11 protein-coding genes are annotated in these 10,965 nt (G+C 45.7%); 10 read left to right on the forward strand and 1 reads right to left on the reverse strand.

Annotated elements, in window-relative coordinates; all coding sequences use genetic code 11:
• Positions 1–13 precede the first annotated feature (13 nt).
• Positions 14–3,121 (forward strand): efflux RND transporter permease subunit, encoded by a 3,108-nt coding sequence (locus tag BTJ39_RS03145; protein ID WP_078001196.1) that lies wholly within the window; start codon positions 14–16, stop codon positions 3,119–3,121.
• A gap of 145 nt (positions 3,122–3,266) precedes the next feature.
• A complete protein-coding gene (locus tag BTJ39_RS03150; protein ID WP_241825855.1) occupies positions 3,267–3,527 on the forward strand; it encodes a c-type cytochrome in 261 nt (86 codons plus the stop codon).
• A 24-nt stretch (positions 3,528–3,551) separates the two neighbouring features.
• On the opposite strand, the gene BTJ39_RS03155 is transcribed toward BTJ39_RS03150, so the two are convergent.
• Complete coding sequence (locus tag BTJ39_RS03155) at positions 3,552–3,779, reverse strand: Flp family type IVb pilin (RefSeq protein ID WP_078001197.1); 228 nt, start codon at positions 3,777–3,779, stop codon at positions 3,552–3,554.
• A 634-nt stretch (positions 3,780–4,413) separates the two neighbouring features.
• Here BTJ39_RS03155 and BTJ39_RS03160 point away from each other — a divergent pair.
• The 8 genes from BTJ39_RS03160 to BTJ39_RS03195 all read left to right on the forward strand — a co-directional run bounded on the left by BTJ39_RS03160 (position 4,414) and on the right by BTJ39_RS03195 (position 10,965).
• Positions 4,414–5,019 (forward strand): winged helix-turn-helix domain-containing protein, encoded by a 606-nt coding sequence (locus BTJ39_RS03160; protein ID WP_139356298.1) that lies wholly within the window; start codon positions 4,414–4,416, stop codon positions 5,017–5,019.
• Between the two features lie 120 nt (positions 5,020–5,139).
• The gene (locus BTJ39_RS03165; protein WP_078001199.1) at positions 5,140–5,370 is read left to right on the forward strand and encodes a Flp family type IVb pilin; all 231 of its coding nucleotides are present in this window, start codon (positions 5,140–5,142) and stop codon (positions 5,368–5,370) included.
• A gap of 75 nt (positions 5,371–5,445) precedes the next feature.
• On the forward strand, positions 5,446–5,889 hold the full coding sequence (locus BTJ39_RS03170) for an A24 family peptidase (protein ID WP_078001200.1): 444 nt from the start codon (positions 5,446–5,448) through the stop codon (positions 5,887–5,889).
• 7 nt (positions 5,890–5,896) lie between these two features.
• Entirely contained in the window at positions 5,897–6,727 is an 831-nt protein-coding gene (locus tag BTJ39_RS03175; RefSeq protein WP_078001201.1) for a hypothetical protein, read from the forward strand.
• Positions 6,728–6,774: 47 nt separating this feature from the next.
• The gene (locus BTJ39_RS03180; RefSeq protein WP_241825856.1) at positions 6,775–8,091 is read left to right on the forward strand and encodes a type II and III secretion system protein family protein; all 1,317 of its coding nucleotides are present in this window, start codon (positions 6,775–6,777) and stop codon (positions 8,089–8,091) included.
• Positions 8,092–8,183: 92 nt separating this feature from the next.
• The gene (locus tag BTJ39_RS03185; RefSeq protein ID WP_078001202.1) at positions 8,184–8,564 is read left to right on the forward strand and encodes a hypothetical protein; all 381 of its coding nucleotides are present in this window, start codon (positions 8,184–8,186) and stop codon (positions 8,562–8,564) included.
• A 101-nt stretch (positions 8,565–8,665) separates the two neighbouring features.
• Positions 8,666–9,682 (forward strand): CpaE/TadZ family protein, encoded by a 1,017-nt coding sequence (locus BTJ39_RS03190; protein ID WP_139356300.1) that lies wholly within the window; start codon positions 8,666–8,668, stop codon positions 9,680–9,682.
• Positions 9,683–9,684: 2 nt separating this feature from the next.
• On the forward strand, positions 9,685–10,965 hold the full coding sequence (locus BTJ39_RS03195) for a TadA family conjugal transfer-associated ATPase (protein WP_078001204.1): 1,281 nt from the start codon (positions 9,685–9,687) through the stop codon (positions 10,963–10,965).

Below are 10,965 nucleotides of genomic sequence, written 5' to 3' on the forward strand. Positions count from 1 at the left end.
GAAAGGTATTCTTATGCCGCGGTTTTTTATAAAAAGACCTGTTTTTGCATGGGTTGTAGCAATCTTTATTGTGCTGATGGGGCTGATTTCAATTCCTAAATTACCTGTAGCACAATACCCATCTGTCGCACCACCAAGTTTATCGATAGCATTAACCTACCCAGGGGCATCGCCGCAGACCTTAAATGACTCAGTCGTTTCGCTCATTGAACGAGAGCTTTCTGGCGTAGATAACCTTTTGTATTTTGAGTCATCAAGCGACGCTTCCGGCACAGCAACAATTACCGTTAACTTTAAGCCGGGCACTGACATAAAGTTAGCGCAAGTGGATGTACAGAATCAGATAAAAGTGGTTGAGCCACGATTGCCTCAGGCGGTTAAGCAAAATGGGATCAGCGTAGAAGCAGTCTCGTCGGGTTTTCTGATGATTGTCGGGCTCAGCTCTCAAAATGGTGCATTTGATCAGGCCGATCTTAGCGACTATTTTGCCCGAAATGTGACCGATGAACTGAGACGAATCGACGGGGTTGGTAAAGTTCAGCTTTTTGGTGCTGAGAAGGCGCTACGTATATGGTTAAACCCGGAAAAGCTTATTTCTTATAAGCTGACCGTTAGTGACATTAATCATGCAATTAATGAGCAAAACAGCCTGGTTGCGCCGGGGCGCGTAGGTGAGTCTCCAACGCCGAAAGATCAAATGCTCGCTTATCCTCTGACTGTTAATGGACAGCTCACAGATGTAGATGAGTTCAAACACATTGTTCTTAAGGCGAACCCGAGTGGCTCTTCTGTGCTTCTCGGCGATGTGTCACGTGTTGAAATTGGCCTGCAGAATTACTCCTTTTCAAGCCGGGAAAATGGTAATCCTTCAACAGCGGCAGCAATTCAGTTAACTCCGGGCGCGAATGCCGTCAGAACATCTGCAGCAGTACAAAGCAGGTTGCACGAACTTTCCCAATCATTACCCACAGGGATGGCGTTTTCTGTCCCCTTTGATACGTCCCCGTTTGTGAAGCTTTCAATTGAGAAAGTGCTACATACATTCCTGGAAGCAATGGTATTAGTTTTCCTCGTAATGTACCTGTTCTTGCAAAATATTAGATATACCTTTATTCCTGCCGTCGTCGCCCCGGTGGCTATTTTAGGCACTTTTTCAGTAATGATGTTCCTGGGTTACTCCATTAACGTGTTGACCATGTTCGGTATGGTTCTGGCTATCGGCATCATCGTGGATGACGCGATCGTTGTTGTTGAAAACGTCGAAAGAATTATGGTCGAGGAAAAGCTTGCGCCGAAAGAAGCAACGGAAAAAGCGATGCGAGAAATTACCGGTGCTGTTGTCGGTATTACATTAGTGCTCACGGCCGTATTTATTCCAATGGGGCTTGCTTCCGGTTCCGTAGGGATTATTTATAAACAGTTCACGCTTTCTATGGCTGTCTCCATTTTGTTCTCTGCGTTTCTGGCCTTAACCCTTACTCCGGCATTATGTGTAACCTTATTGAAGCCGCTTTCCCCGGAGACCCACAAGAAGAACAGGTTTTTCAGCATTTTTAACGCATTCTTTGACAAGCTAACGTCAGGCTACGAGGCAAAGGTAGCAAAAAGCCTGAAAAAGATAGGCAGGATGATGTTCATTTATCTCCTGCTCTGCGCAGGATTAATCTTTGCCTTCAAAAAGTTACCGTCATCTTTCTTGCCTGAAGAGGATCAGGGGTATTTTATGACCATGATCCAGCTTCCTTCGGACGCGACGGCGGTCCGTACCGAAGGCGTTGTTAAAAAGTATGAGGATGTTGTCAAAAACAGACCCGCTATCGAAAAAAACTTATCGATCCTGGGCTTCAGCTTTGCGGGCTCTGGTTCTAATTCTGGCCTCTCGCTGACGGTACTCAAGAACTGGGGGAAAAGAGCGGGCTCATCAGCGCAGGAAGAGGCCGATTATGTACAGAAAGCAATGGCATCCGATCCTGATTCGACTGTAATGAGCATGTTGCCGCCACCTATATCAGAACTGGGAACCTCGTCAGGCTTTTCCCTGCGTCTGGAAGATCGTGCCGGTGGTCGTTATGGCGACCTTCGTCAGGTTCTGACGCAATATCTTGAGTTGGCCTCAAAAAGCCCGGTTGTTCGCAATGTTTATATGGATGGATTACCAGATGGACAGAGCATAAGCCTCAAGATTAATCGTAAGAAAGCAGAAACCCTGGGAATAACCTTCTCAGAAATTAACCAGACAATTTCAGGCGCGGTAGGGTCAAACTATGTCAATGATTTTGTGAATGAAGGGCGTGTTCAGCAGGTTATCATTCAGGCCGATGCGCCTTTTCGCATGGATCTTGAAAAAATCATGGCGCTGTACGTTCGAAATAAAACGGGGGGCATGGTTGCTCTTTCTGAACTGGTTCACGCTGAATGGGTTGACTCTCCTCTTCAGCTGGTTAGATATCAGGGATATCCGGCGATGAGAATTTCTGGAGAAGCGGCTCCGGGATATTCAACAGGTGAAGCGATGACCGAAATGGAGAATTTAACCTCAAAGCTACCTAAAGGATACGTTATTGAATGGACTGGTCAGTCACTTCAGGAGAAGCAATCATCAGCTCAGGCGCCAATGTTAATGGCTTTTTCATTACTGGTGGTGTTTTTGGTGCTGGCGGCCCTTTATGAAAGCTGGTCAATTCCCGTCTCAGTCATGCTTGTTGTGCCGCTTGGCATAATAGGATCCGTGGTGGCCGTATTAATCAGAGATATGACTAATGATGTTTTCTTTAAAATTGGACTGATTACTATCATCGGCTTATCAGCTAAAAACGCCATTCTGATTATCGAATTTGCAAAACAACTTCATCAGTCTGGTGAACCCCTGGTAGCGGCAACCATCAAGGCGGCAAAAATGCGTTTGCGCCCGATCATAATGACATCACTTGCTTTTACCTTAGGTGTGATTCCACTGATGATTGCCTCGGGTGCAAGCGCAGCCACCCAGCATGCTATTGGAACGGGTGTTTTTGGCGGAATGATTACGGGAACATTTTTAGCCATTTTCTTTGTGCCGGTATTTTTCCTGTTCATTATGAATGTGGTGAATAAATTAAAATCGTCGCGTTCTAATTCCTGAAATTGATCCAATGACTGATGATATTTTGTACGATCCAGGGTTTCGCTGGCGAGCAGGCGGTGCTGGTTATTCAGATACAGTATCTTAAAGATTTCCCCCTCCAGTCAGGCCAAATGTTCCGTCTCTGGCTGGTAGCTCTGCGGTAATGGCAAAAGATCCCTCTTCTCTGATCCGCGTGATTGCCGATGGGGCGCAACCGCCGCAAGCTCAGGAGACGATTCCGTTTATGATGCCTGGCTACAAAGGTGTGCTGTCGGATAAAGAGATGAGCGACGTGGTGAACTATGTGCGCGGCTCATGGGGTAAGTGCCCCTGTGGCGACGGAAGGAGACGTAAAGAAAATCGTCGGGGGGAATGGATAGTTTTAAGCCCATCAGGAAAAGGGGCCGCCAGGCCCCTTTTTTGATCATCTTTCTGCGGCTCAGTTAGATTATTTGGAGATAGTCACGCTTTTTATCGCGTCAGCAATATTATCAAACGCTTCACGGATAGCACCAAGGAATCCGGAGTTCTGATCACCCAGAATAAAAGCCAACAGTGTCGCCATGGCAACGCCAATCAATGCATATTCAATAGCGGTTACCCCTTTCTTATCTTTGCCGAATGTTTCAAGATGCCGTAAACCTACGGTATAATATTTAGTCATAAAATGCGTCATATACATCCTTATTAATAAAGTTAATCTGGAGTATGCATCATGCGCAATAACGTTAATAAAAGTTATTTTTAAAGTGTCGGTTTTCTATTATTTCTGTTTTATTATTCTCAGTGATTTACTCTCATGCTAACCGAACATAAATTCAAAGGTGAATGTGTTTATTTTTTTATAGATTAAGATGATGCAAGAAAAATAAAGGGAAAAGTTCTTTTCTGTTTGTGTAAGCATGATTAGTATTACTAACAGCAGCCATATTATGAATCTGCGCTCTGGATATGCGCTGCTATCCTCTTGATTGCTTATTTAGCCACCTTCGGGTGGCTTTTTTCGATGTTTTATTGACTGGGATAGTCGCCTGTTTTGAAATTATTCCGGGCAGTTAATTCATTATTGAGCAAGAATGGCTACCTTTATCCATACGAATTGTAATTTAATTAACCAGGTGTAATGGATATCTTAATATATTTATAAAAACTCTTTATAGACCTCAAAAGTTTTCAAAATGATATCCTGGTTGAATAGTAGGATTCTTGATTGTTTTGAGGTTTGGTGATATTTTCGGCAAAAAAAATCATATAACGATAAGTTTAAGAAAAATCTTATTATTAACTGCGAAGATGGGAGGTTGCAGCAAATGGATGAACACTGTACCGCGGAAGATAGTGATTCGTTGATCTTCATGCTCGATAATGATGTTCGATTTTTCCCTGCCAGACGATATATCACAGCACGTTCTGGTATGGTGATTAATCTTACGGAAAATAGTTATCGTTTTTTAATGCTATTGCTAAAAGGAGAAACAGATAAGCAAAGTATTATTAATCAGGTATGGTATGAACAGAGAGGGGCAGTAAGTGACAGCAGCTACTATGGGCAAATCTACTCACTGAGAAAGATGCTGGATCAGGTTGGTATTTCCAGCTCAGTGATTAAAACGCTACCGCGGCGCGGTGTTAAGTATATGGGTAAGGTGGAAATGATGGCGGATGACTCCAACATCGCCGCCAGTTCGCCCTCCAGCCATTTGTCTGTTGAGCCGCTTGATAACCAATCGAACAGGGTAGCCGTAATTAGTGAATCAATGCTTAAGGAGCCTTCTGCAGAAAAACAGTCTGCCCCCGACCCCAGCTGGATAAACTCCAGACATTTTCACGTGCTGGTGACTATTGTGGCTATTATTTCAGTGTGTTGGCTCGCTACGCTTCTGGTCGCTATTTTTATTTTTCTACAATTACCATAAGATTATTTGAAGTATAATGCGGGCAGGTTGAGGATTTCTAAGAATTGGATTGTTAGCATACGTGTCGTTTACTGGTGTGAACAAACTTAATATTAACTATTTGAAGGAACAAAAACCATAATGAAAAACTTTGCTATTAAATGCCATGTGAATAGTATGCTGCATCTTGAGCAATTCTACAAAAACCAGAAAGGTGTAACGGCAATAGAATATGCATTGATTGCCGTCGCCATGGCAACATTATTGGCCTTCATCCTCGGAGACCAAAACTCCGGGTTCCTTGGCGCATTAAAAGAAACCTTCGATAAAATTGCCGACGCTATTAAAAGCGTGACAATCTCTAAGAGTTAAGGGTTCAATGCGACTTTATAAATTGCTGCAAGTACCCACTTGCAGCAATTTTGTTTGCGCAAATGGAGATTGCTTGTGGCTGCTTTTATGCAATGGTTGGTCTATGCCGACTTCATATTGATCACCTGCTTGTTGCTATTCATTTCCTGGCAAGACATTCTTCTGCGGATTATCTCGAACGACAGTTTGATTGTTTTGTTGTGTTTAGTTGTCCTGTTTGTTGCGATGCAACAACGTTTCCCCAATATCATAGCGGCGCTGGTTGTTATTGCCGTTTTCTTCCCGCTATTTATTTTTAATATCATCGGTGGCGGTGATATTAAATTGATGTCGGTACTCTCTATGGCTTTTTCGTGGCAGCAGAATGCAGATTTCTTTTTCATTACTGCCCTGCTTGGCGGTGTCATCGGTGTCATCGGATTTCTCTTTTATTGTCAAATAGTACGCGAACACGGCATACCTTACGGGGTAGCCATTTCATTAGCGTTTATCTTTTTCAATGTCGTTTTGTTGAACTGAGGTCAATATGAATCAAAGAGTCCTTTTTTTTCTCTCAATTACTGTTATTGCCGTCGGCATTGCTGGCATCTTTATTCAGCGTTATCAGCATTCCGAGCCGCAGGCCGAAGTCATGCAAACGACAGGATTAAAGGTGATTACGATCGCAGAGGCTACCAGGAGGTTGCATCCTTATGAGCTTCTGCAAGCGGAAGACTACAAAATAAGAACTCTTGAGGTTGATAATACCAAAGAAGATATTCGCGATTTATCTTCTTTATCCTCATTGAATCTCAATGGTTATTTGGTTCGCAACAATATTGCTGAGGGAACTGCTATTATGCCTGCGCTGATTGAGGCGCCGACAAGTAAAACATTTATTATGCATAGCCTGCGTGGAAATGAATTGCCATACAGCTATTTAGTGAAACCAAAAGAAGCCTATCTGCTGTCTGCACTAAAAGTGGGTAATCAAGTATCACTGTTTATCAGAATCACTGAAATTGAGCGAGGAAAGAAAAACGGTGTGAGTTTTGAACCGGATAGCGGTGGTGCAGGTTCGGGTAACACACTTAGGAAATTCGCGCTTTCTCCTGTCTTAGGTGGATTAAGTATTCTTGACATTCAACAGGATAAAACAAAAGAGGAAAAGAACTATGTAGCTGACCCGGATGCCCCGGTTGGAAGAATAGTTTTAAGAATGAATCAGGAGCAGTTAGCCGATCTTCGGGTAGTTGAAAAAGCTGGTGAGATCATTCTTTTCCCGGCTGAGGGTAGCCAGGAAAAAAATAAGAAAAAGGAAATGGACGAGGTTTTACCTCAGTTCCGTGCGATTAAAGAGCTAAGAGGTGGGAAGTGATAAATCTTATAAGGATATTTTATCGCTGGCGTAGTCTGGCCATGCAGATGAGCGCAATTTTTTTATTTTTTTTGATAATTTCGTCTGCACGCGCACGAGATATTTATATGGAGCCGGGTGACTCTCAGGTTATCCAGTCTCAGGACAATATTGATACAGTTTTTATCTCCTCACCGCAGGTTGCGGATTATGAAATTATCGGCGACCGCAGCGTAATGATTTATGCAAAATCACAGGGGCGTGCTGATTTTACCCTTTTTGATAAAGAGGGGGAGGTGATCACCAAAAATACGCTGGTGGTAGATGTCCTGCTGAGTGATATCCAAAAAAAGATTTTGCAAATTGCACCAGACAGCCAGGTCGCGATTGAGAAAATAGGGCGAAGCTATGTCATCAGCGGCACCGTTGCCACGGAGGAAGACCGCGATAAGGTCTACCAAATTGTGGGTGAGGGCGTGGGCGCTCAGAAAGAAATAACGGAGAAAGCGGTTTCGGAACTTGGAGACTCGAGCAGCAGCGGGAATAAAAGTAGCTGGCTGGCGGATGTTGTCTACCAGGGCGTCATCAACAAACTGCAAATTCCAATGACGAATCAGATAAACGTTAAGTTATCGGTTGTCGAAGTCACAAAAAATTTCACCGATAACGTCGGGATTGATTGGAGTACGTCGGGCTCCACGCCGGGCACGTTTCGGTTTGTGAAATTTGATGCCGACACGCTGACCAGCCTGGTACACGCCATCAGCAATGATTCGGTTGCCAGGGGCCTGGCAGAACCCAATCTGTCGGTCTTGTCAGGAGAAACGGCAGAGTTTCTGGTGGGGGGAGAAATTCCGATAGTGACGACTTCAACTATCGGCGGTACGTCCGTCCAGTACAAAGAGTTTGGTATCAAGCTCAACGTGGGGGCCAAAGTCAGCAACAGCAAACGTATCCGTATCACGCTTGGGGAAGAAGTCAGTAACATCGACGCCAGCTATAACAGCAAGGCCGGCGATAGCTTCCCTGCGCTGCAGACGCGTAGAGCGCGTACCACGGTTGAACTGGCGGACGGCGAAAGCTTCCTGCTGGGGGGGCTTATCAGCAATAACGAAAGAGAAGCCCTTGCCCGCGTCCCTTTTATCGGCGATGTGCCTATTCTGGGCGCGCTTTTTCGCAACACGTCTTCTTCCCGGGCCCGCAGCGAGCTGATGGTTGTCGCGACGGTCAATCTCGTCAAACCCATTGGCCAAAATACCGTGATATTGCCTGATTTCCAGCGAACCTCGACCTGGTCCCGTTTCTTAAATCTTGACGGCATTATGAATTCAAGGGATCGAAAAATGGCGCAGGAGTTTATCGAGCAAGGAGGATTTATTAAGTGAAAATTAGTGGTTATTTATTTCTGACAATGTTTTTTCTTTCACCTTCCTTATTGGCCGAAACGTGGGGAAATCCCAGGCTTGAGGAGCGACAAATGTCGCTAACCCATACCGGCCCGGTGGCACAGGAAATTATGGTTAACCAGGTAATGCATTTAATCGGCACTAAATTCGAAGGTTCTATCCGCCTGTCTTGGGCTGACGATAACTATTCCGATGCCGCGCACCAGTTCCGCTCGGCGCTGATTCAAAAGGGGATTGCGCCGGAGCGGATACTGTTGATGCGAAAAAGCGGTGGGTATCAAAGGCAAGCGGTTACCGGGATAGAAGTGTGGATCCGGCGTATCGTGATGCGCTTGCCGGAGTGTGATTACGCCTCTCAACGCTATCACTTTAATAATAATGAATCCCTGGGATGCGCGCTGAATAACACCCGAAATTCGGCAATCATTGATTTAAATAACTACTTCTTTTAAGGGCCGCCGCGATGCTGTTATTTCCGCAAAAAAATGAGAAAACGACCGGGACAGATCAGATATTTTATATTTTAACAGAGCGTAGAGATATTATTGACAAATTGGGACAGCTGTTACGCCTGGCGGGATTTTCACAAGTTGAAGCGATTGCCAGCTCGGTATTGCAGACAACATCGCTGCAGCTGACGTCGCAGGCCCGCGGTGTAATTATTGACGTCGGTGACAGCGCTAATCCGCAAGAGACTATCCTGGCGATTAAGACGTTGGTACCCAGGGATATTTGGTGCTGTGTGGTAGGGAATCAGGATGCAATCACCCTGGCACAGCTCTATGCCCGCCAGGGACTGCACTATTTCTACCTCGGCGCACAGGATGATGAATTGATAAGGATTGTTACCACGGGCAAGACGGTTTCTGGCTTCCGCTGGGCGGTCAATATCAGCGTACTGGGTTGTAAAGGTGGCGTTGGTAATACTTCTATTGCCTATCAGTTGGTGAATAAAATTATTCAGATACGGCAAATGCCCACGCTGTTTATTCAGGGTAAGGCTGGCTCAAACGATTTAGATCTGCTGTTTGATAAAAAAATGAATCAAGAGCTGATCCCCGCCAATAAATACCTCGACCTGATGTGTCTGCAAGATGAGACGCTGCCTCAGCTGAAATATGAAACCACCGAGAAATACAATTTTGTCGTTTATGAAGAGACGGTGAATTCGGCGGAGAAAGAACGGATACGGCAAATCGTTGAGTTATCTTCCTGCTTGATTGTGGTTCTTGATCGTTCCATGTCCTCGGTGCGTGTCGCGAGGCAGATGATTGAAATTAACGAGTCAATCAACCGCTCACGGCGTACGCCGCGCCGTCTGCTGCTTTGCTTAAGCGACAGCCGTCCGGTCTCCAGCGAAATGTTAAGCCAGGAGGATATTCAGGCGCTGATACAGCGCAAAATTGACATTGTTTTTCCCTGGCGGAAAACCCGGCAACGGTCTTCGTTTTTTCCCCTTAAATCCAGAATTAGTCCGGCCGATCTCCTTACCCGGCGGGTGCTGGGTACGTCCGAAACGCCCAAACATTTTAACCTGCTGTCTAAATGCAAAAGGATAGGTGGGATTTGACCATGGAACTGGCAATTGAAATTCAGGAAACGCTGCGAGACGGCGTGCTGAAGAATATTGAGATCAATAAGATTGAGCATCTGGTGAACGATCGTGGGCAATTGCTCCATGAAATTGGCCGCCTGCTTGAACGGGTTTGTGGGCAACAAAACCTTTATCTTAATACCCAGGCTCAGCACGACGTTACAGAGATGATCGTCGATGAGATTATGGGGTTTGGGCCACTGCGACCGCTGCTGGAAGACGACACGGTTAGCGACATCCTGGTTAACGGCCCTTCGATGATTTACGTTGAGCGCCGGGGCAAACTGGAGCGAACGGATTGCCGGTTTATCAATAATGCACAACTGACCGATATCGCCAAGCGGCTGGTTCAGCGCGTGGGCCGACGGCTGGATGCAACTCAGCCCCTTGTTGATGCTCGTTTACCCGATGGTAGCCGGCTTAATGTGGCCATTCAGCCCATCGCGCTGGACGGAACGTCTATCTCTATCCGTAAGTTTGGTAAACGTAATATTGAGCTGGTGGATTTGGTGCGTTTCGGCGCGATGGACGGCGCTATCGCCAACTTTTTGGTTATCGCGGCTCGCTGCCGGTTGAATATCATTATTTCCGGTGGCACCGGGTCAGGAAAAACAACGTTGTTGAATGCCTTGTCCCGTTATATTGAACCGGATGAACGCATTATTACCATGGAGGACGCTGCCGAACTGAGGCTGATGCAGCCGCATGTATTGCGTATGGAGACGCGGCTGGCGGGGGTTGAAAATACCGGCATGGTGACAATGCGCGCGCTGCTTATCAACTCTCTGAGGATGCGCCCTGATCGAATTATCGTTGGGGAATGTCGCGGGGAAGAGAGCTTCGAAATGCTGCAGGCGATGAATACCGGTCATGATGGATCAATGTCAACGCTGCACGCGAATAACCCGCGCGATGCCATCTCTCGTCTTGAAAATATGGTTATGATGGCGGGTATGAATATTCCTATCGAGTCTATTCGCCGCAATATTGTGTCCGCCATTAACCTGGTGATTCAGGTTTCCAGGCTTAACGATGGCACCAGGAAAATAATGAATATCAGCGAGGTTATGGGGATAGAGGGAGACCGAGTGATCCTCCAGGATATTTTCTCTTTCAAAAGCCATAGCGAACGTGATGAAAACGGCAAGATCGCCGGGGAGTTTATTAACCACGGGTTACTGATGCGCTCGGCGGTTATGCGAAATGCCGTCATGTTTAGCCTGGATGAAGAATTAAAGAAAATATTCAATATGGAGTAG

This window comes from Izhakiella australiensis, assembly GCF_002006995.1.
Taxonomy (GTDB): Bacteria; Pseudomonadota; Gammaproteobacteria; order Enterobacterales; family Enterobacteriaceae; genus Izhakiella; species Izhakiella australiensis.

What these genes read in the sequence shown, in the direction of transcription:
- BTJ39_RS03185 (WP_078001202.1), top strand. Translation starts at nt 8,184, where the DNA reads ATGTCGCTAACCCATACCGGCCCGGTGGCACAGGAAATTATGGTTAAC.
- BTJ39_RS03180 (WP_241825856.1), top strand. Translation starts at nt 6,775, where the DNA reads ATGAGCGCAATTTTTTTATTTTTTTTGATAATTTCGTCTGCACGCGCA.
- BTJ39_RS03165 (WP_078001199.1), top strand. Translation starts at nt 5,140, where the DNA reads ATGAAAAACTTTGCTATTAAATGCCATGTGAATAGTATGCTGCATCTT.
- BTJ39_RS03175 (WP_078001201.1), top strand. Translation starts at nt 5,897, where the DNA reads ATGAATCAAAGAGTCCTTTTTTTTCTCTCAATTACTGTTATTGCCGTC.
- BTJ39_RS03160 (WP_139356298.1), top strand. Translation starts at nt 4,414, where the DNA reads ATGGATGAACACTGTACCGCGGAAGATAGTGATTCGTTGATCTTCATG.
- BTJ39_RS03150 (WP_241825855.1), top strand. Translation starts at nt 3,267, where the DNA reads ATGGCAAAAGATCCCTCTTCTCTGATCCGCGTGATTGCCGATGGGGCG.
- BTJ39_RS03155 (WP_078001197.1), bottom strand. Translation starts at nt 3,779, where the DNA reads ATGACGCATTTTATGACTAAATATTATACCGTAGGTTTACGGCATCTT.
- BTJ39_RS03145 (WP_078001196.1), top strand. Translation starts at nt 14, where the DNA reads ATGCCGCGGTTTTTTATAAAAAGACCTGTTTTTGCATGGGTTGTAGCA.
- BTJ39_RS03195 (WP_078001204.1), top strand. Translation starts at nt 9,685, where the DNA reads ATGGAACTGGCAATTGAAATTCAGGAAACGCTGCGAGACGGCGTGCTG.